Here is a 24,461-nt window from a genome sequence, read left to right as displayed (position 1 = left end):
GCCATCACTTTAGAAAGGTGGACATCATGAAAGCACGCATCTGGATTACCGCTGCGGCGGCGACTTCGGTCATGGCATTGGCGGGCTGCGCATCTGGTCCCAACCAGAACCTGGGCACCGGCGTTGGCGCACTTGGCGGTGCGGCAGTGGGCCATGCCATTGGCGGCAACACGGCCAGTACGCTGGGCGGTGCAGCCGTGGGCGGTGTAATCGGCAATCAAGTGGGCCGCAGCGTCGACGAACGCAACCAGCGCAACTACTACGAGAGCCAGCGTGCCTATCCGCCGGGTACCTACTACCCGCGCAATGGCCCGACCTACTGACCTTCTACCAACCCGTTCTTGAAGCGCGCCATCACTGGCGCGCTTTTTTCATGGGCGCTGAACTCAAGCCTTTGAAGGCAACTGCGCGCGCGCCTTTTCTGCGCGCGAGGCTCGCCAGGCACCGAAGATTGCAAGCAACCCGGGCACGAAGATCAGCGCCCAGATGATCTTGTCGAGATGCTCGCGAACGAACGGCAGGTTGCCAAAGAAGTAACCCGCAGTTGCAATGCCCAGCACCCAGAGCAGCGCGCCGCCCACGTTGAACATGGTGAATTTGGCCCGGTTCATTTCAGCCACGCCGGCCACGAAGGGCGCAAAGGTGCGAATGAACGGCATGAAGCGGGCAAGCACGATCGTGATACCGCCGTAGCGCTCGTAGAACGCATGCGCCTGGTCGAAAGCCTTGCGGTTGAAGAAGCGCGAGTTCTCCCATTGGAAGACCTTGGGCCCGAAGTAGCGGCCGATGCTGTAGTTGCATTGGTCGCCCAGAATGGCCGCGACGATGAGCACCGTGCATGCAATCGGAAAGCTCATGAGCCCCACGCCGCACAGCGCGCCCACAATGAAAAGCAGCGAGTCGCCTGGCAGGAACGGCATGACCACTGCACCGGTTTCCACGAACACGATCAGGAAGAGCAGCGCGTAGACCCAAGGACCATAGGCAACAACGAAGGCCTCGAGGTGTTTGTCGACGTGCAGGATGAAGTCGACGAGAAAGCTGATGATTTCCATGGTGGCGGATTATCCTTGCTGCACGCCTGCAGGCTTTCCGTGATGGATTCAGTGACGCCCAATGACAGGTCGATACAACCTGCCCGGGCTTCTAGAATGCTCGCGTGAGCGCCCTTCCCTCTTCCATTCCCTCCCTCGAACGCAGGCCGATCCGCGAGCTCCCCGACGAGCTGATCAGCCAGATTGCCGCCGGCGAAGTGGTCGAGCGGCCGGCGTCGGTGGTGCGCGAACTGCTCGACAACGCACTCGACGCGGGCGCAAGCCAGGTCACGGTGCGGCTGGCCTCGGGCGGGGTCCGGCTGATTTCTGTCGAAGACGACGGCCTGGGCATTCCGCGCGAAGAACTCACGGTTGCCTTGCGCCGCCATGCAACCAGCAAGATCGCCAGCCTCAACGATCTTGAAACGGTCGGCACCATGGGCTTTCGCGGCGAGGCGCTCGCGGCAATCAATGCGATTGCCGAACTCAGCATTCTTTCGCGCTTTACCGGTGCCGACAGCGCCTTTGCGCTCGATGGACGCACCGGCGAACTGCGCCCGGTGGCCCGCGCGGTCGGCACCACCGTCGAGGTGCGCGAACTGTTCTTTGCAACGCCCGCACGCCGCAAGTTCCTGAAGACCGACGCCACCGAACTGGCCCACTGCATCGAGGCCGTGCGCCGGCATGCACTGGCGCGCCCCGAGGTCGGCTTTTCGGTGTGGCATGACGGCAAGCTGATGGAGCAGTGGCGCGCCGCCGACAAGCGCGAACAGCGGCTGGCCGATGCACTCAGCGACGATTTCGTGGCGCAGAGCGTGGCTGTCGATCACATTGGCGGCGCAGTGCGCGTGGTGGGGCGCGCAGGCATCCCCGACGCGGCCCGGTCGCGCGGCGACCAGCAGTTCTTCTACGTCAACGGCCGCTTCGTGCGCGACAAGGTGCTCTCGCATGCGGTGCGCAGCGCCTACGAAGACGTGCTGCACGGCCAGCGCCAGCCTGTGTACGCGCTGTACCTCGAAATCGATCCGTCGCGGGTCGATGTGAACGTGCATCCGACCAAGATCGAGGTGCGTTTTCGCGACGGGCGCGAGGTGCACCAGGCGGTGCGCCACGCCATCGAAAACGCACTCGCAGCGCCGCGTGCGGGCGATGCAGTCGTGCCGATTGCGGCGCAGCAACCCTTCTTCAAGCCGAATGTGCCGGCCTCGGGTGCCACCTGGGCACAGCCGGCAATCAATTTCACGGCAGCAGAACGCGGCGTGGGCGACTTCGACGCCATGTGGCCGCGACGGGCCGACGAATCGGCGCTGGAGCATTCCGGGGCAGAAACCTCGCACTGGCCCGTGATCGGCACACCGCCCATGTCGTTCCGGGCGCCTGTCGGGCTGCCTGCGGCCCCTGCGGCCGCCGAATCCCTGTCCACCAACGAAGAGGCCTGGCCGCTCGGCCGCGCAGTAGCCCAGTTGCATGGCATCTACATCCTGGCCGAGAACAGCCAGGGCCTGATCGTGGTCGACATGCATGCAGCGCACGAGCGCATCGTTTACGAGCGGCTCAAGACACAGCTGGACGGCGCGGCCATTACCAGCCAGCCGCTGCTGATTCCGGCCACTTTTGCGGCCACGCCGCAAGAAGTGGCCACGGCAGAGGCCTGTGCTGCCGTGCTGCCGACGCTGGGCCTCGAAATCACCCCGTTTTCGCCTCGCACCCTTGCGGTGCGCGCAGTGCCGGGCACCCTGGCCGACGGCGACCCGGTGGAGCTTGCTCGCAGCGTTTTGGCCGAATTGGCCCAGCACGACGCCAGCACGGTGGTGCAGCGGGCACAAAACGAACTGCTTTCGACCATGGCCTGCCACGGCGCCGTGCGGGCCAACCGAAAGCTCACCATCGACGAGATGAACGCTTTATTACGACAAATGGAAGCGACCGAGCGTTCGGACCAGTGCAACCATGGCCGTCCCACCTGGCGGCAGCTGTCGATTCGTGAGCTGGACGCGCTTTTTATGCGCGGCAGGTAACAAAACCGGGCATTTTGAGGGTTTTCACGGAGTTTTTTGCGGTCATCCGTGAAGCGGGCACGGGCGTTGCATGTGTAGAACAAAGTGCCACTTGAGGCACTCAAGGGGAGGTCCTGAAGCGCAGTGTCGGCGCGTTTCAGTCGAAAGCGTATGAACTTTCTGCCGGCTTCGCTGTCCCTCTAGCCCATGAAACGCTGGTCTCTGCTTGCCTCCGTTATTTCGCTGTGCGCCCTTCTGGCCGCCGGCTGCTCCACATTCGACGAGCAGCAACGCGAATGGATTTTTCAGCCCAGCGACCGCAGTTGGGGCAACACCGCCAGCATGACCGAAGGCATGCAAGACGTCTGGATCGACTTCCAGTCGTCCATTACCGGCGAACCGGCACGGCTGCACGGCCTCTGGCTGGGCGGCGAACCTGAAACCACCGACCGGCCCGTCATGCTGTACCTGCACGGCGCCCGCTACAACGTGGCCGGTTCGGCCCCGCGCATCCAGCGCATGCACGAACTGGGTTTTTCGGTGCTGGCCATCGACTACCGCGGTTTCGGCAAGAGCTCCAAGGGCCTGCCTTCCGAGGAATCGGCGCGTGAAGACGCCCGCGCCGCCTGGATGTGGCTCGCCGCACGCCACCCGCGCCAGCACCGCTACATCTTCGGCCATTCGCTCGGCGGTGCCATCGGCATCGACCTGGCGGCCAACGTCAAGGACGAGAGCGGCACCATCGTCGAAAGCACCTTTACCTCCATTGCCGACGTGGTGAGCGGCTTCAAGTGGGGCTGGTTGCCGTTCGGTCCACTCATCACGCAGCGCTTCGAGGCCATCAACCGCGTCAAGGACATCGGCGCGCCGCTGCTGGTGGTGCATGGCACCGCCGACAGCCTGATCAACCCCACGCTGGGCCGCAAGCTCTACGACGCGGCCACCGTGCCCAAGCTCTTCGTGCTGGTCGAGGGCGGGTCGCACCACAACACCAATTCGGTCGGCGAGGCGCAGTACCGCTCGGCGCTTTCGCAGTTGTTCCGCATGAAGCCCGAGACCACCCTGGCCTCCTCCAGGCAAGCAGAAGGCGCGCCGGTCGTGCGCGGCGCCCAGCCGGTGCCTGTGCTGCCAGCGGCGCCTCGCGCGGATTCGCCCGCCCTGCCGCAAGAAGCGCGCGCCAAGGCCGCAGCAAGCGCGCAGGCAATCTGAGCCGGAGTCCCGGCGCCATTTTGTTGTTACCCTCGGGCGCTTATGCCGCCCTCCGTTGCCGCTTCCGGCCTTCCTGAAAACCTGAAATACATAGCGCTCGCGGGGCCGACTGCCTCCGGCAAGACCGCGGTGGCGCTCGCGGTGGCGCAACTGCGGCCCGTGGAAATCGTCAGCGTCGATTCCGCATTGATCTACCGCGGCATGGACATCGGCACCGCCAAACCGAGCAAGGCCGAACTGGCGAGCGTGCCGCACCACCTCATCGATATTCGCGACCCCGCCGAGAGCTACAGCGCAGCGGCTTTCGTGGCCGACGCAACGCGGCTTGTCGAAGAGATTCGCGGGCGCGGCGCGCTGCCGCTCCTGGTGGGCGGCACCATGCTGTACTTCAAGGCCCTGTTCGACGGCATCGACGCCATGCCCGCCGCCGATGCAGCGGTGCGCGCACGCATCGACGCCGAAGCCGCCGCCCTCGGCTGGCCCGCCATGCACGCGCGGCTCGCCCAGGTCGATCCCGTGACGGCCGCGCGCCTTGCGCCGCAAGACAGCCAGCGCATCCAGCGCGCGCTCGAAGTGTGGGAAAGCAGCGGGCAGCCCCTGTCGAGCTTTCATGCCGTTGAAGACAAGGCCGTGAAAGGCCTGGCCGGCGGCGCGCTCTTTTCGCTCGAGCCCGCCGACCGCGCCTGGCTGCATGCGCGCATTGCCGAGCGCTTCGATGCCATGCTCGCCGCCGGCTTTCTCGACGAGGTAGAAGCGTTGCGCGCACGCGGCGACCTTTCGACTGATCTTCCCTCGATGCGCTGCGTGGGCTACCGGCAAGCGTGGGAAATGCTCGACACCTGCGGCGGCGCCAGACCCGATGCCAAGGCCATGGCCGAACTGCGGGAGCGCGGCATTGCCGCCACGCGCCAGCTGGCCAAGCGGCAGATCACCTGGCTGCGCAGCATGCCTGCGCGCACCGTCATCGCCTGCGACGCGCCCGACGCGGTGCGCACCGCCGTTCAACGCATTGCAGCCGCCGCATGACACTGCGCATATCCAACCTTGCCAAGCACTACGGCGACGTACCCGTCTTCGAGAACGTAACGCTCACAGTCGAACCCGGCGAGTTTGTCGCCATCGTTGGCGAATCGGGCGTGGGCAAGTCGACGCTGCTCAACTGCATGGCCGGGCTCGACAGCTGGGACGCGGGCACCGTGACGCACGACGGCACCGACATAGGCGCGCTCGACGGCGAAGCCTGCGCGCTATGGCGCCGCCGCCATGTCGGCTTTGTGTTTCAGGCCTTCCACGTACTGCCGCACCTGGACGTGGCGCAAAACGTGTCGCTGCCGCTGATGCTGCTCGGCCAGCAACGCGATGAAAGCCGTGTCGCGCACATGCTCGATGCGGTGGGCTTGCCCGGCATGGGCGACCGGCTGCCGCAAACGCTCTCAGGCGGGCAACTGCAGCGTGTGGCCATTGCGCGCGCGCTCGTGCACCGCCCCGCCCTGCTGCTTGCCGACGAGCCCACCGGCAATCTCGATCCCGGCACCGCGGCCAAAGTGATGGAACTGCTCATTGGCCAGACGCGTGAACACGGCGCCTCGCTGGTGCTTGTAACGCACTCCGAAAGCGCCGCGGCCCGTGCAGGCCGGCTGCTGCACCTGACCGCCGAAGGCATCCGCGCCTGAGCTAGGCGAGCAACGCCGCGTAGCGCGACAGGTCGACGTTGCCGCCGCTGATCACGATGCCGACGCGCTGCCCCTCGATGAGCTTGCCCGCGGCAATGGCGCCCGCAAAGGCAAGGCAACCCGTCGGCTCGACCACGATCTTCATGCGCTCCGCAAAGAAGCGCATCGCCTCGACGAGCTGGTCGTCCGTCACCGTGAAGATGTCGTTCACGTCGCGCTTGATGATGCCGAAGGTGTACTCGCCAAGGTGCTGTGTCTGCGCGCCGTCGGCAATGGTCTTGGGCGTTTCGATGTGCACGATCTTTCCGGCGCGAAACGACTGCTGGCCGTCGTTGCCGGCTTCGGGCTCTACGCCATAGACCTTGCAATCGGGCGCCAGCGCACGCGCCGACAGCGCCGAGCCCGACAGCAGCCCACCGCCGCCAAGGCACACGAACAAGTGGTCGAGCGGACCGGTTTCCTCGATCAACTCTTTCACCGCGGTGCCCTGGCCCGTGAGCACATCGGGGTGGTCGTAGGGCGGGATCATCGTCATGCCGCGTTCCTGCGCGAGCCGCCTCGTCAGCGCCTCGCGGTCTTCGGTGAAGCGGTCGTACATCATCACTTCAGCGCCGTAGCCCTTGGTGGCGGCCACCTTGGCAGCGGGCGCGTCCTTGGGCATGACGATCACCGCGGGCATCGACAGCAGCTGCGCCGACAGCGCAATGGCCTGCGCGTGGTTGCCTGAAGAAAACGCGATCACGCCGCCCTTGCGCTGCGCAGCGTCGAACTTCGAGAGCGCATTGAAGGCACCCCGAAACTTGAACGCGCCCATGCGCTGGAAGTTCTCGCACTTGAAGAAGAACCGTGCGCCCCACCGCTCGTCGGCGGTGGTCGATCGCAGCACGGGCGTGCGATGGGCGTGGCCTTCGAGCCGCGCGGCCGCGGCAATGACGTCGTCGTAGGTGGGTAGTTGCATGCGGAGAGCTTAGCGGCGGCTTACGTTTTTTTGCAGGGCCCATGGGTAAAAACCCGGGATACGCCGGGTCCGCATCTTTGTACTCTGTATACAGAGTTCAGAGAAAAACGATCCATGCCAGCCCACCTCGTCAGCATCGAAGCCTCGCCCGACCTCGTCGACCAGGTCTACCGCGCCCTGCTCGGCGCCATCAGCAGCGGCTCGCTCGCGCCTGGTGAGCGCATCACGCAGGAAGACATCGCGCAGCGCCTCTCGGTGTCGCGCCAGCCGGTGCTGCAGGCGCTGCGCCTGCTCAAGAAAGACGGCTTCGTGCTCGATGCACCGGGTCGCGGCGTGCTGGTGGCGCCGCTCGATGCGGAGTGGATGTGCAAGGTTTACCAGGTTCGCGGCGCGCTCGACGTGCTGGCCGCCCGGCTTGCCGCAGCACAGCGCTTTCGCATCGACCTCAAGCTGATGGAACGCGGCCGGCGCGCAGCGCGCGGGCGCAATGTCGAAGCCATGATCGACGCCGACATGGCGTTTCATGAGGCCATCTACGAGGCGTCCGGCAATCCGCTGATCGGCCAGAGCGCCGGCCAGCACTGGCGCCATCTTCGCCGCGCCATGGGCGCGGTGCTGCAGGCCGAACCACAGCGGGAATCGCTGTGGGACGAGCACCAGGCCATTGCCGACGCCATTGCCGCAGGCAACGCACAACGCGCCGCGCAGCTGAGCGAAGAGCATGTTGCCCAAGCCAGCGAAGCATTGAGCCAGCGGCTCGCACAGCAGCTGGCGCGCAACGCATCCAACACCCGACACACCACCCAACGCAAAGGAGACAAGGCATGAAGTTGAGCCCCGACCAGCGCGCGCAATTCGAGCGCGACGGCTACCTGTTCTTTCCCGGCCATTTCTCACCCGAAGAGACGAAGGTGCTGACCGATGCGGTGCCCGAGCTCTACAGCCGGCGCGAGGCCTTCAACGTGCGCGAGAAGGGCTCGGACGCCGTGCGAACGAACTTTGCCGCGCACCTGATCAGCGAACCCTTCGCCCGGCTGGCGCGCCATCCGCGAATGGTAGGGCCGGTGATGGACCTGTTCGACGAACAGGTCTACATGCACCAGTTCAAGATCAACGGCAAGATGGCTTTCGAGGGCGACGTGTGGCAGTGGCACCAGGACTACGGCACCTGGCTCAACGACGACCTGATGCCGACTGAACGTGCAATGAACGTGGCGATTTTTCTGGACGACGTCAACGAGCACAACGGCCCGCTGATGTTCATTCCGGGCAGCCACCGCAAGGGCGTGGTCGATGCGAAGCACGACCTCACGACCACCAGCTACCCTCTCTGGACAGTCGACAACAACCTCATCCGCCAACTGGTGGAGCGCGCCGGCGGCAAGCATGGCGGCATCGTCTCGCCCAAGGGGCCCGCCGGTTCGATGATCCTGTTCCACAGCTGCCTCGTGCATGCATCGGGCAGCAATCTCTCGCCCTTCAATCGCGTGGCGGTGTACCTTAGCCTGTGCGCCGTCAGCAACCACATTCGGCGCCACAAGCGGCCCGAGTACATCGCGCACCGCGACTTCACGCCCATCGAGATGCTGCCCGACGACTGCCTGCTGAAGCCCTACCCGGTCGAGGTGCCATGGAAAAACGGCCTGCCCGAAAGCGCGTTGCAGACCTCGCTCGAAACTCTCGACACGGCGGAGGCCTGATCCCATGAGCCTCTACACCCGCCTGCAGCAGCGCGCCGCCGAAGGTCGCCCCGTCCGCATCGGCCTGATCGGCGCGGGCAAGTTCGGCTCGATGTATCTCGCACAGATTCCGCGCACGCCCGGCGTGCAGCTGGTGGCAATTGCCGACCTCTCGCCCGCCGCCGCGCGCGTCAACCTGGAGCGGGTCGGCTGGCAGGCCGAACGCACGGCTGCGGGCTCGGTGCAGCAGGCGCTGAAGACTGGCAGCACATGGATCACCGACGACTGGCAGGCCGTGACGCGCGAACCCTCCATCGACATCGTTGTCGAGTGCACAGGCAATCCGGTGGCTGCGGTCGACCATTGCCTGGATGCATATGCGCACGGCAAGCATGTGGTGAACGTGACGGTCGAGGCAGACGCCTTTTGCGGTCCGCTGCTGGCGCACAAGGCGCGGCAGGCGGGTGTGATCTATTCGCTGGCCTTTGGCGACCAGCCCGCGCTCATCTGCGACCTGGTCGATTGGGCACGCACTTGCGGCTTTCCGGTGGTGGCGGCGGGGCGCGGCCACAAGTGGCTACCGCACTTCACGGAATCGACACCTGAAACCGTGTGGGGCAACTATGGCCTCACGCCCGAACAGGCGCTGCGCGGTGGGCTCAACCCGAAAATGTTCAACAGCTTTCTCGACGGCTCCAAGCCTTCGATAGAAAGCTCGGCGGTGGCCAATGCCACCGGCCTTACGGTGCCTTCGGACGGCCTGCTTTACCCGCCCGCGAGCGTGGAGGACATTCCCTTTGTGACGCGTCCGCAGAGCCAAGGCGGCGTGCTGGAGCGCAAGGGCATGGTCGAGGTCATCTCATCTCTCGAAGCCAATGGGCGAAAAATTCCATACGACATCCGCATGGGTGTGTGGGTCACGGTCGAGGCCGAGACCGACTACATCAAGAATTGCTTTGAGGAATACAACGCCCACACCGACCCGAGCGGCCGCTACTTCACTCTCTACAAACGCTGGCACCTCATCGGCCTGGAGGTCGGCATGTCTGTAGCCAGCGTGGCCTTGCGCAGCGAACCCACAGGCGTTGCCACCTGCTGGAACGCCGACGTGGTCGCCACCGCCAAGCGCGACCTCGCGCCCGGCGAAATGCTCGATGGCGAAGGCGGCTACACCGTGTGGGGCAAGCTGCTGCCGGCCGATCGCTCGATGCGCCTGGGCGGCCTGCCGCTCGGGCTGGCGCACAACGTCAAGCTGGTGCGCGCGGTAAAGAAGGGCCAAAGCCTTTGCTGGGCTGATGTGGCCATGGACACCTCGACCCGCGCCTACCAACTGCGCGCCGAAATGGAAGCCATGTTCGCGCCGTCCGTGCAGGCCAAGGCTGCCTAGCGGACCGCGGGATTCATCGGTGCGCGGCACCGCAAGCCCCGCCCCCCGTGCATGCCCCCCGGGGCCTTTTCGGCGGCCACAATGGCGGCATGCGTGCCTTGCTCACCACCTTTTCCTGGCAGGAACTGCGCCATCACCCCTGGCGCAATGCCGCGGCCGTACTGGCCGTGATGCTGGGAGTGGCGCTTGCGTTTTCAGTGCAGCTCATCAACGCCTCCGCGCTCGACGAATTCTCCAGTGCGGTCAGGTCCGTCAACGGCCAGCCAGATTTGGAAGTGCGTGCTGTTCAGGGCAGCTTCGACGAAGCGGTGTTCGAGCGGCTTGCCCGGCATCCGCAGGTGAGCTTGGCGAGCCCGGTGCTCGAGTTCCAGGGCTTTGCGCTTGTTGGTGAACGGCAGGTGCCGATGCGCGTGATCGGCGTCGACGCGCTGGCACTGCCCGCCATTGCGCCGGCGTTGATGCCGCAGCCCCACAAGAATGCGGACCGCTTTGCCATGCTGGCGCCCGGCCACGTGTTTGTGAACGCCGCCGCCCGCAATGTGTTGGGCCTGCCTGCACAAGCGGCCGAAGACGGTGCCGAAACGGCGCAACTGCGCAGCGGCGGCGCCTGGCATCGACTCGAACTGGCGGGCCATGTGGCAGCCAGCGGCACCGCGCTCGCGGTGATGGATATCGGTGCTGCGCAAGACCTGTTCGACAAGGTGGGCCAGCTCAGCCGCGTCGACCTGAAGCTTGCTCCTGGTACAGACCGGGAGGCGTTCATCGCATCGCTGCAGCGGACGGCGGGCTGGCCCGCAGGCTTGCAGTTTGCAGAGCCGGGCGATGCGGCCGAGCGGGTGAGCAATCTATCGCGTGCCTACCGAGTCAACCTGACGGTGCTTGCGCTGGTGGCGCTTTTTACCGGCGCGTTCCTGGTGTTCTCGGTGCTGGCACTCAGCGTTGCCAAGCGCGCACAGCAATTCGCGCTGCTCGGCGTGCTGGGCCTCACGCCGCGCGAGCGGCTGCGCCTTGTGCTGGCGGAGTCGCTGGTGCTTGGCCTGATAGGAAGCGCCGCCGGCCTGGCATTGGGCACCGCGCTCGCGGCCCTTGCGCTGCGGGTGCTGGGCGGCGACCTGGGCGGCGGCTACTTTCAGGGCGTGGCGCCCACGCTGCACTGGAGCACCGGCTCGGCTTTGCTGTACGGCGGGCTCGGCGTACTTGCGGCGTTGGTGGGCGGCTGGTGGCCCGCCCGTGCGGCGCAGGCCCTGCCCGAGGCACAAACGCTCAAGGGCCTGGGCGCCGCGCCGGTCCAAAGCAAAAGCCATTGGCTGGCGCTCGGCCTTATTGCCGCAAGTGCGGCATTGGCCAACATGCCGGCTGTCGGCGGCATTCCGGTGGCGGCGTATCTGTCGGTAGGCTGCCTGCTGGTGGGCGGCATCACCGCATTGCCCTGGCTGATTGCGCTGCTGTACGACCGCATCGCGCCCGCCTTTGCGCAAAGCGTGCTGCCGATGCTGGCCATCGAGCGCGCACGGCGCATGCGCGGCACCGCGGCGGTGGCCGTCAGCGGCGTGGTCGCCAGCCTGAGCCTCGCGGTTGCGCTCACGGTCATGGTCGCGAGCTTTCGCGATTCAGTAACGCGCTGGCTCGACGTGGTGCTGCCGGCCGATCTTTATCTTCGCGCCACATCGAGCGGCCGCTCTGCCAATTCGGGCACGCAGAGCAGCAGCGATACCGCCACTTTTTCTCCGGCATTCGTGCAGGCGCTGGCGCAATTGCCGGGCGTGGAGCGCACTGGCACGCTGCGCACCCGATCATTGCAGTTGGACCCCGCGCAACCCGCCGTCACGCTGATCGCGCGAAGCCTCGAAGGTGGTGCTTCGCAGGCGCTGCCGCTGGTAGGCGCTGCGCTGCCGGTACCGGCTGGGCAGATCGGCATCTACGTGAGCGAACCGATGGTGGAGCTGTACGGCGCGAAGCCGGGAGCCGTGTTTGCGCCGCTGTCGAACGCATTGGGCACCGCCAGCGGGGCCGCGCCGGCTGCGTTCTTTGTGGCGGGCGTGTGGCGAGACTATGCGCGGCAGTTCGGCGCCATCACCATGGACGCGCGCGACTTCGAACGGCTGACGGGCGAGCGCGAGGTGAGCGACGTGTCGTTGTGGCTCGCACCGGGTGCATCGGAAGGCGCGGTTCAGGCTGCGGTTCGCGAACTGGCGGGACACCGGCCGAGCGGGATCGACGGGTCCGATTCGAGCATCGAAATTTCATCGGTCGGGCAGATCCGCGCAACCTCGCTGCGCATTTTCGACCGCAGTTTTGCGGTGACCTACTGGCTGCAGGCCGTGGCGATTGCCATCGGGCTCTTCGGCATCGCGGCGAGCTTCAGCGCGCAGGTGCTGGCGCGGCGCAAGGAGTTCGGGCTGCTCGCGCACCTGGGGTTCACGCGGCGGCAAGTGCTGGCGGTGGTGGCGGGTGAAGGTGCGGCATGGACGGCCATTGGTGCGGTGGCGGGGCTCTTGCTGGGGCTGGCGGTTTCGGTGGTGCTGGTGAAGGTGGTGAATCCGCAGAGCTTTCACTGGAGCATGGATTTGCTGGTGCCTTGGACGAGGCTGTTGGTGCTTTGCGGTGCGGTGGTGGTGGCTGGCACCGTGACCGCGTGGTTGGCGGGACGGGCCGCGGCAGGCAAGGACGTGGTGCTCGCAGTGAAAGAGGACTGGTAAGGGGCGTCGGTTTGCCTGCCGGTGGCTGGACTTGGTTTGTTTTCCGGGGCCGGGTTTCGCCCCGGCGGGCGACTCACTTTCTTTGCTTCGCCAAAGAAAGTAAGCAAAGAAAGGCGACCCCTACTGTCTGCGTCCCTGCGCTTCGCTACGGGCAACCTGCGGTGCTCGACTCCGGCGGGGGTCCGCAGAACTCGCTTCGCTCAAACAGCTGCGGCCCTGATCCCGCCTCCATCTGCGCTCCTCGGCGCATACAGAAGGGGTGGGGAGCGGGCAGCCTTCGCTCTCGCTCGGCCCCAAGTCCAACAGCCAACTCAATGCCAACCACTGCGACGCGCAGCGCCGCGGTGGCCCGGTGGCCGAGCGAAGCAAAGGCCCGCCGGTTTCCGAGCCCCTCTGTATGCGCCGAGGAGCGGAGGGTTTCGCGGATCAGGGCCGCAGCTGTTTGAGCGCAGCGAGTTCTGCGGACCCCGCGAAACCTGAGCACCGCAGGTTGCCCGCAGCGAAGCGAAGGGTCGCAGACAGTGGGGTCGCCTTTTCTTTGCTTACTTTCTTTTGGCGAAGCAAAAGAAAGTGAGTCGCCCGCCGGGGCGAGACCCGGCCCCGAAACCAAACTCAGCGCCCTCCAGGCACTAAACGAATCCGCTCAACAGTCTCCCTCTCCACCGCCCCCCGGCTATAAACAAGCGGCACATACTTCCCCTCAAGCCACAACGGCGCCAAGTCCCGATAGTTCGGACTCTCCGGATTCCCCGACTGCCCCGGCGTATTGATGACCCGCGACGCATCCCAGTTGCCCACGTCCAGCACCATCCGGAACGAAGCCCCCGACGTCAACCTGTAGTCGCTCGCCCTGTAAGTCGCCGCCATGGGCGTAAAGCTCGATCCGGACATCGGCCAATCGCCCACATCGAGCTTCTTGCGCGTTGCGGCGTCGACCACGTCGGCAAGCGGATGCCGGAATTCAGCGCGATGCAGCGCGCCCCACTTCCATGCCGCCATGTCGGGCCCGAGCTTGGCGGTGAGCTCCTGCATTGCAGGCGGCAGGGTCTGCAGCAGCAAGGCGTCGCGTTGCGCGTTGCTGACCCAGCCCGACGGGTTTTCGAGCAGCAGCAACATGCGCGTGTTGTCACCTGGCGTGGCAAGCAATGAAGCAGCGTCGCCGGCGCCGGCCTTGAGCACGGCCGCACGCAAGGTCTTGCCGCTCCAGACCTCGTACAGCGCAGCGGCGGCGCTGTCGCGGTGCATGGTGCCGTCCCAGCCTTGCAACAAGCGCAGTCCTGCGGCGGTTTGCGGATCGTCGCTGCGCAAGCCTGCCAAGAGCTTCAACAAGCGCTGGGCAGGTGTTGCGACGATGTCGTTCTGCATGCGTTCCGAGTCTTCGATGGTGAAGCGCGAGCCGGCGGCCACCTTCGCGGCGAACAGCTCCTTGAGACGGCGTGCACGGGCCGCGTCGCTCCACTCGTAGCCGATGCCCTTCCTGGCAGCCGGATGATCGGGCGGAATGTTGTTCTCGTTCGCGGTCACCACATAGCCGCGCGCGGGGTTGAATTCCGAAGGCAGTTCGTCGCCATTGCGAAAGCCCGACCATTCGTAGCGGCCATCGCCGGGCACGGGCATCAGGCCGTCCCAGTTGGGGCGGATCGGCGTGAGGCCGCCCGGCATCCAGCCGACGTTGCCATTGCGGTCGGCATAGACCTGGTTCTCGCCCGGCGCGCCCCAGCGGTTCATCGCAGCGCGAAACTGGTCCCAGTTCTGCGCACGCATGTAGTCCATGGAACCGAAGTACGGCGCCATGCCGGGTTCGAGCCATGCGGCTCGCAATGCGAAGGCACGCTGCTTGCCGGGCTCCGACAGCAGCACCGGCCCGTGACGCGTGAAGGTGTTCACCACCTCGCGCGGTGCGCTCTCGCCCCGCACTGCAATGCGCTCGGTGACGCTCGTCATTGGCTCCCACCGGCCCTGGTAGCGGTACTCACCGGGGTTCTGGGGATTCAGCTCATACACGTACAGGTCTTCCTGGTCCATGTAGAAGCGCGTCAGGCCGAACGCAATCGTGCCGTTGTGGCCGATGGAAAGGCCCGGCAGAAAAGGCTCGCCTGCGCCTATCGCGTCCATGCCCGGCGCGCTGAGGTGCGTCATGTAGCGCAGGCTCGGCGCACCGTGGGCGCGGTGCGGATCGTTGGCAAGAATGGGCCTTCCGGTGGAGGTGAGCTGCGGCGCGATGACCCAGTTGTTGCTGCCGTAGGCGGCTGTGGGGTCGCCTTGCATGGCATGGCGCTGCTGCTCTTCTTCGCCGGCCTTTGCCGCCGCGGCCTCGGGGCTGTCAGGCTGCGGCACTGCAGCAGACGCTGCGGCGGTGCCCGCGAGGCGCGTGTTGCTCTTGGTGAAGCGCGGCGAATCGGTGGCACGCAGATAGGCGGCGCGCAACTCGGCTGCGGGAATGGTGCACGGGTCGAAGCCAGGCGGCACTTGCGGCGTGACCGGCGGATCGAGCTCCCGGCGCAACCAGTCGGCCTTGATGCCTTCGGTGCCGGCGCAGAACGCGCGGGCGCGTTCGATCTCTGACGTGAAATTGAGCGTGAGACCGTGGTGCCGGATGCGCACCACGTCTTCGGGCGACCACACGGCCGGCTGATAACCCAGAAGTGCAAATTCGGGCGGCAGCAGCGCGGGCTGCGCGCGCACCTGGGCGACATAAGCGTTGACTCCGGCAGTGAAGGCCTCGGCCACGCGCTTGGCATCGGAGCCGTAGGCCAGCCACTCGCGGTACATGTCGCCGCGATAGAGCACGGCGCGTGCGGCACGGTCGCTCTCGACCCATGCGGGGCCGAAGTCCTTCGCCATTTCGCCGAGGCCGCGCTTGCGCCAGAGGTCCATTTGCCAGAGCCGGTCGCGCGCGGCAATGAAGCCCTGAGCCACGAAGGCGTCGTACAGCGTGCCGGCGTAAAGGTGCGGCACACCCCAGCGGTCGACCAGCACTTCAGCCGGCTTTTCAAGGCCGGGCACGGCAAAGGACGACGGCGCGCGCGGTGGTGTCTGCACACCGGGAGGCCCCGACGCGCAGCCCGCAAGCGCGAGGGCCGCGAGCGCCGCGGCGCCGATGGAATGCCTTTGGCCTAACGAGCGCCGCGGTGCGGGGCGCAGGTGTCTTGTTCTCATGCGTCTTGTCTCCTGCCGGTTGGAATTTGGCAGCGCACAGTATCCCGATTTGCGCCTTCGCTGGGTGCTGCGAGGGATGACTTGTAGACTTCTTCCTACATGCAGCAAACACCCTCCTCCATCTCATGCGGCGGCTGGCTTGGTTCCGCCATACGCCGCATTGAAGCCGACTACCAGCGCAGCGCCGACACGCACCTGATTCCGCTGCCGTTGCCGGGGCTTGCCGCGGCCGGCATCGACCTGTACCTGAAGGATGAGTCGACCCATCCGACGGGCAGCCTCAAGCACAGGCTCGCACGTTCGCTCTTTCTCTATGCGCTGTGCAACGGATGGGTACGCGAAGGCACGACCATCGTCGAGGCCTCGAGCGGATCTACCGCGGTGAGCGAGGCCTACTTTGCGCGCCTGCTCGGCCTGCCCTTCATCGCGGTGATGCCGCGTAGCACCTCGCCCGAGAAGGTGGCGCAAATCGCCTTCTATGGCGCGCGTTGCCACTTTGTGGACCATGCGGCGCAGGTGTATGAAGAAGCGCGCGCGCTTGCCGAGCAGACAGGCGGCCACTACATGGATCAGTTCACGTATGCCGAGCGCGCGACCGACTGGCGCGGCAACAACAACATTGCCGAGAGCATGTTCCAGCAGATGGCGCGCGAGCGGCACCCGGTGCCGGCGTGGATCGTGGTGGGGGCGGGCACGGGCGGCACCAGCGCCACCATCGGGCGCTACGTGCGCTACCGTTGCCACGACACGCAGGTGTGCGTGCCCGACCCCGAGGGCTCGGTGTTCTCGGCCTATCACCGCACCGGCGATGCAACGCTGACGGCGGCAGGCTCGCGCATCGAAGGCATCGGCCGGCCGCGGGTGGAGCCGAGCTTCGTCCGCACGCTGGTCGACCGCATGATCGAAGTGCCCAACCTGGAGTCGGTGGCGGCAATGCATGCGCTCTCGGCGCTGCTGGGGCGCAAGGTCGGCCCATCGACCGGCACCAACTTCGTCGGCATGCTGGCCATTGCGCGCGAGATGCGTGCGGACGGCCGGCAAGGCTCGATTCTTTCGCTGCTGTGCGATGCCGGGGAGCGCTATCTGCCGAGCTATCACGATGCGGCTTGGGTGCAGGGTGCGTTCGGCGACATAGGCCCGGCACAGCAGCGCATCAACGCGCTGGTTGCGCAGTGATGCCGCCGCCGGCGTTCTGCAAGCTCTCTCGCCGCAGCCTTTTGCTTGCGGCGTTGGCCGCCGCGCCCGCAAGCTGGGCACTGCCAGAGCGCACCCTGCAGTTTCCGCGCGACTTCGGCAGCCACCCCGACCTGCGCACCGAGTGGTGGTACATCACCGGGCACGCAAGAACATCGGCGGGGCGCGAGTTCGGCTTTCAGGTGACGTTCTTTCGGTCGCGTGTTGATGCCGCCCAGGGCATGCGCTCGGCGTTCGCGGCCAAGCACCTTGTGTTCGCGCATGCTGCAATTACCGACCTCGAAGGCCGCGTGCTGCTGCATGACCAGCGCATCGCACGGGCGGGCTTCGGCGTTGCGTCCGCCAGCGAAGCCGACACCGACGTGCGCCTGCGCGACTGGTCGCTCGTGCGCAAGGACGGGAGTTATTCGGCCCGCGTTCCGGCAGGCGAATTCACGCTCGACCTGCGCTTTACGCCAACGCAGCAGGTGCTGTTGCAAGGCAAGGCCGGGCTCTCGCGCAAGGGCCCCGAAGACGCGCAGGCGAGCTATTACTACAGCGAACCGCAACTCAGGACACAAGGCAGGCTGACGCTCAAGGGCCAGGCCTTCGAGGTCGATGGAACGGCATGGCTCGACCACGAATGGAGCGAGGCGCTGATGCATCCCGACGCCGTGGGCTGGGACTGGATCGGCATGAACCTGGACGACGGCAGCGCCCTTACCGCCTTTCGCCTGCGGCGCCGCGACGGCAGTGCGCTCTGGGCCGGCGGTTCGTTTCGCGCGCGCGAGGGTGCGCTGCGCGTTTTCAGCAACGACGAGGTGCGCTTCGACGGCGCGAACGCGTGGACCAGCCCGCGCACGCAAGCCAAGTACCCGACCCTGTGGCACGTGCAAACCCCATCGGGAATCTTCGAGGTGCGCGCCCTGCTCGACGACCAGGAGCTCGACAGCCGCGGCTCCACCGGAGGGGTGTATTGGGAAGGCGTGAGCGACCTGCTCGATGTGCAAGGCCGCCGAGTCGGCCGGGGCTACCTGGAGATGACCGGCTACGCCGCACCGCTGCGGCTCTGAGGCATCGCAGCCAGCTTCTGTCATCACGCCGTCATGCCGAGGCCCTGAACTCGGCCCCCGACACCGCACGATTGAACGTGTGCCAAGGCTTGAATGAACAGAAAGACCCGGCTCATCGCGCTGCTGATCATCGCAGTGGCTGCCGCGAGCGCCGCTTGGGTGTTCGCTGCCACGCGGCCCGCACCGCCGGCAAGGGACGCAGTGCTTGAAATCCGCTGGCACGGCAACGGCATCATCCTCCAGGGCGCTGTGCGCGACGCGGCCACGCAGCAAGCGCTGGTGGAAGGCGCCACTGCACGGCTCGGAGGAGAAGCCGACCAGGTGGTGGACTGGCTGGACGTCGCGCCCGCTGCGCTGCCCATCGCGGATGCGGCATCGCTTGCAAGCCTCGTTCGCCTTGGACAAGAGGGCTGGCACCTGCAGCGGCACGCCACGGAGGCATGGCTGGCCGTGCAGTCGCCGGGCGATGAGCGCAGCGCACAGGCCAGGCAACTGCTGCAGCGCGCCTTCGGCCCCGACGTAGCCATTCGCCTCATTTCGCTGCCTTGATTGAGCCGCAATGCGAGGTGCGATGCGCCAGCGGTCATGGCGACGTCATCTGCCTTGTCCAGCATGCGCTGCATTCCATCCGAAAAAGAGGAGAGGCCCATGCCTGCATCGTTGAAGCATCTCGCCCTGGCGGGAGTTGTCCTGGCCACGTTGTCCGCCTGCGGCGGAAGCAACGATTCGAACGGATTCATTCCGTTTCTTCCGCCGCCGGCACCGGCGCCCGCCCCACCGGCTCCGCCGCCTGCCCCGGAAACGCCTGGCAGCGTGGACGTGAAACTCATCGCCTTCAACGACCTGCACGGCAACCTCGAGCCGCCCAGGCTTTCGATCACCGCCCCGGCCAACGGCGGCGGCACGGTGCCGGTGCCCGCGGGCGGCGCCGCGTACCTGGCCTCGGCCATTGCCTCGCTCAAGGCCAAGAACCCGAACAACGCCGTGGTTTCTGCAGGCGACATGATCGGCGCCTCGCCGCTGGTGTCGGCACTGTTCCTGGACGAACCGACCATCGAAGCAGTGAATGCGATGAAGATCGACTTCAACGCCGTCGGCAACCACGAGTTCGACAAGGGCCAGACTGAACTCCTGCGCATGAAGAACGGCGGATGCGCCAAGAACACGCCGCTGGAGCCATGCCGGGTCAACAAGTCCTTCCCCGGTGCCAATTTCGGGTTCCTCGCGGCCAACACCGTAAAGACCGACGGCAACACGCTCTTTCCCGCCACGGGCATGAAAACCTTCACCAAGGACGGCGCCACGGTGAAGGTTGCGTTCATCGGCATGACCCTGAAGGGCACGCCGAGCATCGTGACACCGGCGGGCGTTGCCGGCCTGAGCTTCAAGGACGAAGCGGACACCGCCAACGCGCTGATTCCGCAGCTGAAGGCCGAGGGCGCCGACGCCATCGTCGTCGTGGTGCACGAAGGCGCCACGACCACCGTCGGCTACAACGACAAGAGCTGCGCGGGGCTGAGCGGCGACATCCTGCCGATTCTCAACAAGCTCGATGCGGCCGTGGACGTGGTGATCTCGGGCCACACCCACCGCTCTTACATCTGCGACTACAGCAAGACCAACCCGGCCAAGCCGTTCCTGCTGACCAGCGCCGGCCAGTACGGCACCCTGCTCACCGACATCAACCTGACGATCGACACGCGCACGCGCAAGGTCTCGGCCAAGTCGGCCGACAACGTCATCGTCCAGGGCGAGGCCTACACGAGCGGAGCCACCACCGTGGCGCTGACCGACCAGTACCCGGTGTTCGGCAAGAACCAGGAAGTGGCCGCGCTCGTCAGCCAGTACCTTTCGGTTGCGGCGCCGCTGGTGCAGCGGGTGGTGGGCACGCTGGCGGGCCCTGCCACGCGCACGCAGACGTCATCGCGCGAAAGCGTTCTTGGCAACCTGATTGCGGACGCGCAACTCGACGCGACCAGCCCCAGCAACAAGGGAGGCGCGCAGATCGCCTTCATGAACCCGGGCGGCGTGCGAGCCGACCTGGTGCCGGCCAATGACGGCAGCGTGACCTACGGCCAGATCTTCAGCGTGCAGCCCTTCGGCAACAGCCTGGTGGTGAAGACGATGACGGGGGCGCAGATCAAGGCGCTGCTCGAGCAGCAGTTCAACAGCGGCACCAACACCGTCGCATCGCCAAGGGTGCTGCTGCCTTCGCGCAGCCTTAGCTATAGCTACAGCCTTTCGGCACCCGCAGGCTCGCGCATCAGCAACATGGCGCTCAACGGCACCGCAATGACCGACGGCGCAAGCTACCGGGTAACGATGAACAGCTTTCTGGCCACCGGCGGGGACAACTTCACCGTGTTCAACCAGGGCACGGACACGCTGGGCGGCGACCAGGACGTGGATGCCCTGGAGGCCTACATCAAGGCGAACAGCCCGTTGGCACCGCCCGCGGCCAACCGCATTACCGTGCTGCCCTGAGCGGGCTTGCTGCCCCAGAAGCGAAGAAGGCGGACATGTCCGCCTTCTTTCGTTTCATCAGGCCTTGCCTTTTCGGCGCTCGATAAAGGCGATGACCTCGCCCATGATGCCCTTGCGGAACGCAAGCACGCAGATCACGAAGATCAGGCCCGTGACCATGGTCACCGATTCACCGAGCGTGTTGAACCAGTCCACACCGGTGAGGCGCGCCATGAAGGTGCCGAAGTCGCCGACCTTGTTTTCGAGCAGCACCACCACGGCGGAACCGACCAGCGGGCCGGAGAGCGTGCCAAGGCCGCCCACCAGCGTCATCAGGATGACGTGGCCCGAAGCGGTCCAGTGCACGTCGCTGAGCGAGGCAAAGCCGAGCACCAGCGTCTTGAGCGAGCCGGCCAGGCCCGACAGCGCCGCCGAAATCACGAAGGCGAGCAGCTTGAAGCGGTTGACGTCATAGCCGAGCGAAATGGCGCGCGGCTCGTTCTCCTTGATGCCCTTGAGCACCTGCCCGAAAGGCGAATGCACGGTGCGCGCAATGAGCAGGGAGGCCGCGACGGCGATGACCAGGGCGACGTAGTACATCGTGAGGTCGTTCGACAGGTCGATGAGGCCGAACAGCTTGCCTCGTGGCACGCCTTGCAGGCCGTCTTCGCCGCCGGTGAACTTGGCCTGCAGCGCGACGAAATACATCATCTGCGCCAGCGCCAGCGTGATCATCGAAAAGTAGATGCCCTGGCGGCGAATGGCCAGCCAGCCGAACACCAGCCCCAGCAGCGCGCCGGCCAGTGTGCCGGCAATGAGGCCGAGCTCGGGGGTGAGGTGCCAGACCTTCAGCGCATGGCCGGTGAGATAGGCAGAGCCGCCCAGAAACGCGGCATGGCCGAAAGACAGCATGCCGGTGTAGCCCAGCAGCAGGTTGAAGGCGCAGGCAAACAGTGCAAAGCACAGCACCTTCATCACGAACACAGGGTAGAAGCCGATGAAGGGTGCGGCGATGAGCGCCAGCAGCAGCACTCCATAGACGACGAGCGATATTTTCTTCATGGACTTCACTTCTCGCTGCCGAACAGGCCGGCCGGACGGATCAGCAGCACCACGACCATGATCACGAAAACCACCGTGGCCGAGGCCTCCGGATAGAACACCTTGGTAAGGCCCTCGATCACGCCGAGCCCCAGGCCCGTGAGAATGGCGCCCATGATCGAGCCCATGCCGCCGATGACCACCACCGCGAACACGATGATGATGAGGTTCTGCCCCATGAGCGGCGAAATCTGGATGACCGGCGCGGCAAGCACGCCGGCAAATGCGGCCAGCGCCACGCCGAAGCCATAGGTCAGCGTGACCATCAAGGGCACGTTGACGCCAAAGGCCTCGACCAGCCGCGGGTTCTCGGTGCCCGCGCGCAAATAGGCGCCGAGCCGCGTCTTTTCAATGGCATACCAGGTGGCAAAGCACACCACGAGCGAAGCCACCACCACCCACGCGCGGTAGTTGGGCAAGAACATGAAGCCGAGGTTGGTGCCGCCGCTGAGTGCCTCGGGCGTGCTGTAGGCCAGGCCCGAGACGCCGTACACCGAACGGAAGCCGCCTTCGATCAGCAGCGTGAGGCCCAGGGTGAGCAAAAGGCCGTAGAGGTGATCGAGCTTGTAGATCCACCGCAGCAGCAGCCGCTCGATGAGCACGCCGAAAACACCCACGATGAGCGGTGCCACGGCCAGCATGACCCAGTAGTTGACGTTGAAGTAATTCATCGCCATCCACGACAGCACTGCTCCCATCATGAACAGTGCGCCATGCGCAAAGTTGATGACGTTGAGCAGCCCGAAGATCACCGCCAGCCCCAGGCTCAGGATCGCGTAGAACGACCCGTTGACCAGCCCCAGAAGGAGCTGGCTCAACAGGGCAGGCAAAGAGATGTTCATCGTGGAAACAGGTTCAGAAAGGCGTCAAGTACCGGGAGGGGCGAGCAACAGTTACTTCCAGAGGGCGCAGGTGCTTTCTTCCTTGGTCGTATAGACCTGGTCGCCCGGCACCTTCTTGACGATCTTCAGCAGGTCCCAGGGGCCCTTGGATTCCGAAGGCTTCTTGACCTCGGCCAGCAGCATGTCGTGCACCATGCGGCCGTCGGCGCGGATCACGCCCTTGGCGTAGAAGTCGTTGATCGGCGTCTTCTTGAGCTGCGCCATGACCTTGTCGGCATCGGTGCTCTTCACGGCTTCGACCGCCTTGAGGTAGGCCATGGTTGCCGAGTAGTCGGCGGCCTGGATGTCGGTTGGCTTGTTCTTGGTCTTGGCTTCGTAGCGGGCGGCCCACTTGCGCGACTCGTCGTCAGCGTCCCAGTACCAGCTGGTGGTGTGCAGCAGGCCTTGCGTTGCCGGCAGGCCCAGGCTCTTCACGTCGGTCAGGAACACCAGGAGGCCTGCGACCTTCATCGACTTGTCGATGCCGAACTCCTTCGATGCCTTCATGGAGTTGATGAAGTCGCCGCCGGCGTTGGCCAGGCCGAGCACCTGCGCCTTGGAGTTCTGCGCCTGCAGCAAGAAGGAGGAGAAGTCGGATGCATTGAGCGGTGCACGCACCGTGCCCACCACCGAGCCGCCCTTGGCCTTGACCACCTTGGACGTATCGGCTTCGAGCGCGTGGCCGAACGCGTAGTCGGCCGTCAGGAAGAACCAGCTCTTGCCGCCCGTGTCGACCACGGCGCCGCCGGTGCTCTTGGCCAGCGCAACGGTGTCATATGCGTAGTGCACGGTGTAGGGGCTGCACTGCGCGTTGGTGAGCGCCGAGGTCGCTGCGCCATTGGTGAAGAACACGCGCTTCTTTTCTTGCGCAACCTTGGCGGTGGCCAGCGCCACGCCCGAATTGGTGCCCGCGAAGATCATCGTGGCGCCGGCGGTGTCGATCCACTCGCGTGCCTTCGAGGCGGCGATGTCGGGCTTGTTCTGGTGGTCGACGCTCAGCACTTCCACCGGCTGGCCGAGCACCTTGCCGCCCATGTCGTCAATGGCCATCTGGATGGCGGTTGCGCCCCCCTTGCCTTCCAGGTCGGCATACAGGCCCGACAAGTCGCTGATGTAGCCGATGACGACCTTCTCTTGCGCCTGCACGGCATGGCTCCCAAGGCCCGCGGCTCCGAGCATGAGCGCAATGATCTTGAGCTTTGTTTGCATGGTATGTGTCTCCTGGATAGTTGAAAGAGTCAACGAGAAAATAAGTGCGCGGAGTCGGCTACACGCCCAGCAGTTCGCTGAGCACGGGCATCTTGGCTTCGAGCTCCTTGGCGCCGAAGGCCTCGACCATGCGGCCGTGCTCCATGACGTAGAAGCGGTCGGCCAACGGCGCGGCAAAGCGGAAGTTCTGCTCCACCATCACGATGGTGTAGCCCTTGCCGCGCAGGGTGTGGATCATTCGTGCAAGGGCCTGCACGATCACCGGTGCCAGGCCTTCGGAAATTTCGTCGAGCAGCAGCAGCTTGGCGCCGGTGCGCAAGATGCGCGCGACCGCGAGCATCTGCTGCTCGCCGCCCGAAAGCCGCGTGCCCGGGCTGTTGCGGCGCTCGGCCAGGTTGGGAAACATCTCGTAGATTTCGGCCACCGACATGCCCTGCCCCGCACCCTTGAGTGCCGGTGGCAGCAGCAGGTTTTCCTCGGCCGAAAGGCTGGCGAAGATGCCGCGCTCTTCAGGGCAATAGCCAATGCCCAGGTGCGCAATGCGGTGCGTAGCCATGCCGATGGTCTGCGTGCCGTTCACTTCGATGCTGCCCTTGCGGGAGCCGGTCAGGCCCATGATGGCCCGCAGCGTGCTGGTGCGCCCTGCCCCGTTGCGGCCAAGCAGCGTAACCACCTCGCCGGGCTGCACCACCATGTTCACGCCGTGCAGAACGTGCGATTCGCCGTACCAGGCGTGGAGGTCCTTGATCTCGAGTGCAGCGGTCAT

Annotated in this window: 20 protein-coding genes; 13 read left to right on the top strand and 7 right to left on the bottom strand. The window is 65.7% G+C overall.

Features of this window, described 5'->3' with window-relative positions; genetic code table 11:
- The first annotated feature begins 26 nt into the window (after nucleotides 1-26).
- A complete protein-coding gene (locus tag J2X67_RS07495) occupies nucleotides 27-323 on the top strand; it encodes a glycine zipper domain-containing protein (RefSeq protein ID WP_126748955.1) in 297 nt (98 codons plus the stop codon).
- 63 nt (nucleotides 324-386) lie between these two features.
- Here the strand turns inward: J2X67_RS07495 and J2X67_RS07490 are convergent, their stop codons facing one another.
- Nucleotides 387-1,055: a DedA family protein gene (locus J2X67_RS07490; RefSeq protein ID WP_309951895.1), complete on the bottom strand. Its 669-nt coding sequence runs from the start codon at nucleotides 1,053-1,055 to the stop codon at nucleotides 387-389.
- Between the two features lie 104 nt (nucleotides 1,056-1,159).
- On the opposite strand from J2X67_RS07490, the gene mutL reads away from it, so the two are divergent.
- The 4 genes from mutL (at nucleotide 1,160) to J2X67_RS07470 (ending at nucleotide 5,913) form a co-directional block, all read left to right on the top strand.
- Nucleotides 1,160-3,052, top strand: coding sequence for a DNA mismatch repair endonuclease MutL (gene mutL, locus J2X67_RS07485; RefSeq protein ID WP_309951893.1), 1,893 nt, complete (start codon nucleotides 1,160-1,162; stop codon nucleotides 3,050-3,052).
- A 186-nt stretch (nucleotides 3,053-3,238) separates the two neighbouring features.
- A complete protein-coding gene (locus tag J2X67_RS07480) occupies nucleotides 3,239-4,240 on the top strand; it encodes an alpha/beta fold hydrolase (protein WP_309951890.1) in 1,002 nt (333 codons plus the stop codon).
- A 42-nt stretch (nucleotides 4,241-4,282) separates the two neighbouring features.
- Complete coding sequence (gene miaA / locus J2X67_RS07475) at nucleotides 4,283-5,266, top strand: tRNA (adenosine(37)-N6)-dimethylallyltransferase MiaA (RefSeq protein ID WP_309951889.1); 984 nt, start codon at nucleotides 4,283-4,285, stop codon at nucleotides 5,264-5,266.
- Nucleotides 5,263-5,913, top strand: coding sequence for an ABC transporter ATP-binding protein (locus tag J2X67_RS07470; protein WP_309951888.1), 651 nt, complete (start codon nucleotides 5,263-5,265; stop codon nucleotides 5,911-5,913). Before miaA ends, J2X67_RS07470 begins: the two co-directional genes overlap by 4 nt.
- Before the next feature lies 1 nt (nucleotide 5,914).
- On the opposite strand, the gene J2X67_RS07465 is transcribed toward J2X67_RS07470, so the two are convergent.
- Nucleotides 5,915-6,871: a threo-3-hydroxy-L-aspartate ammonia-lyase gene (locus tag J2X67_RS07465; RefSeq protein WP_309951887.1), complete on the bottom strand. Its 957-nt coding sequence runs from the start codon at nucleotides 6,869-6,871 to the stop codon at nucleotides 5,915-5,917.
- A gap of 114 nt (nucleotides 6,872-6,985) precedes the next feature.
- Here J2X67_RS07465 and J2X67_RS07460 point away from each other — a divergent pair, with 114 nt between their 5' ends.
- From J2X67_RS07460 to J2X67_RS07445, 4 genes are all read left to right on the top strand, one after another.
- A complete protein-coding gene (locus J2X67_RS07460) occupies nucleotides 6,986-7,699 on the top strand; it encodes a GntR family transcriptional regulator (RefSeq protein ID WP_309951885.1) in 714 nt (237 codons plus the stop codon).
- Complete coding sequence (locus J2X67_RS07455) at nucleotides 7,696-8,571, top strand: phytanoyl-CoA dioxygenase family protein (protein ID WP_309951884.1); 876 nt, start codon at nucleotides 7,696-7,698, stop codon at nucleotides 8,569-8,571. Before J2X67_RS07460 ends, J2X67_RS07455 begins: the two co-directional genes overlap by 4 nt.
- A gap of 4 nt (nucleotides 8,572-8,575) precedes the next feature.
- Nucleotides 8,576-9,937, top strand: coding sequence for a Gfo/Idh/MocA family oxidoreductase (locus tag J2X67_RS07450; RefSeq protein WP_309951883.1), 1,362 nt, complete (start codon nucleotides 8,576-8,578; stop codon nucleotides 9,935-9,937).
- A gap of 89 nt (nucleotides 9,938-10,026) precedes the next feature.
- On the top strand, nucleotides 10,027-12,636 hold the full coding sequence (locus J2X67_RS07445) for an FtsX-like permease family protein (protein WP_309951882.1): 2,610 nt from the start codon (nucleotides 10,027-10,029) through the stop codon (nucleotides 12,634-12,636).
- A gap of 612 nt (nucleotides 12,637-13,248) precedes the next feature.
- Here J2X67_RS07445 and J2X67_RS07440 read toward each other — a convergent pair.
- Nucleotides 13,249-15,795, bottom strand: coding sequence for a penicillin acylase family protein (locus J2X67_RS07440; RefSeq protein ID WP_309951881.1), 2,547 nt, complete (start codon nucleotides 15,793-15,795; stop codon nucleotides 13,249-13,251).
- Nucleotides 15,796-15,894: 99 nt separating this feature from the next.
- Between J2X67_RS07440 and J2X67_RS07435 the strand changes: the two genes are divergently transcribed.
- From J2X67_RS07435 to J2X67_RS07420, 4 genes are all read left to right on the top strand, one after another.
- Nucleotides 15,895-16,971 (top strand): PLP-dependent cysteine synthase family protein, encoded by a 1,077-nt coding sequence (locus J2X67_RS07435; protein ID WP_309951880.1) that lies wholly within the window; start codon nucleotides 15,895-15,897, stop codon nucleotides 16,969-16,971.
- Complete coding sequence (locus tag J2X67_RS07430; protein ID WP_309952501.1) at nucleotides 16,971-18,041, top strand: carotenoid 1,2-hydratase; 1,071 nt, start codon at nucleotides 16,971-16,973, stop codon at nucleotides 18,039-18,041. Before J2X67_RS07435 ends, J2X67_RS07430 begins: the two co-directional genes overlap by 1 nt.
- A gap of 93 nt (nucleotides 18,042-18,134) precedes the next feature.
- Nucleotides 18,135-18,590, top strand: coding sequence for a hypothetical protein (locus tag J2X67_RS07425; protein ID WP_309951878.1), 456 nt, complete (start codon nucleotides 18,135-18,137; stop codon nucleotides 18,588-18,590).
- A gap of 99 nt (nucleotides 18,591-18,689) precedes the next feature.
- Entirely contained in the window at nucleotides 18,690-20,525 is a 1,836-nt protein-coding gene (locus J2X67_RS07420; RefSeq protein ID WP_309951877.1) for a bifunctional metallophosphatase/5'-nucleotidase, read from the top strand.
- 57 nt (nucleotides 20,526-20,582) lie between these two features.
- On the opposite strand, the gene J2X67_RS07415 is transcribed toward J2X67_RS07420, so the two are convergent.
- The 4 genes from J2X67_RS07415 to J2X67_RS07400 are packed head-to-tail and all read right to left on the bottom strand — an operon-like array spanning nucleotide 20,583 to nucleotide 24,461.
- Nucleotides 20,583-21,566: a branched-chain amino acid ABC transporter permease gene (locus J2X67_RS07415; protein WP_309951876.1), complete on the bottom strand. Its 984-nt coding sequence runs from the start codon at nucleotides 21,564-21,566 to the stop codon at nucleotides 20,583-20,585.
- 5 nt (nucleotides 21,567-21,571) lie between these two features.
- On the bottom strand, nucleotides 21,572-22,447 hold the full coding sequence (locus J2X67_RS07410; protein ID WP_309951875.1) for a branched-chain amino acid ABC transporter permease: 876 nt from the start codon (nucleotides 22,445-22,447) through the stop codon (nucleotides 21,572-21,574).
- A 51-nt stretch (nucleotides 22,448-22,498) separates the two neighbouring features.
- Entirely contained in the window at nucleotides 22,499-23,695 is a 1,197-nt protein-coding gene (locus J2X67_RS07405; RefSeq protein ID WP_309951873.1) for an ABC transporter substrate-binding protein, read from the bottom strand.
- Between the two features lie 58 nt (nucleotides 23,696-23,753).
- Nucleotides 23,754-24,461, bottom strand: coding sequence for an ABC transporter ATP-binding protein (locus J2X67_RS07400; protein WP_281146850.1), 708 nt, complete (start codon nucleotides 24,459-24,461; stop codon nucleotides 23,754-23,756).

This window comes from Variovorax sp. 3319 (assembly GCF_031456585.1).
Taxonomy (GTDB): Bacteria; Pseudomonadota; Gammaproteobacteria; order Burkholderiales; family Burkholderiaceae_C; genus Variovorax; species Variovorax paradoxus_P.
This window is presented reverse-complemented; position numbering and strand designations above follow the sequence as displayed.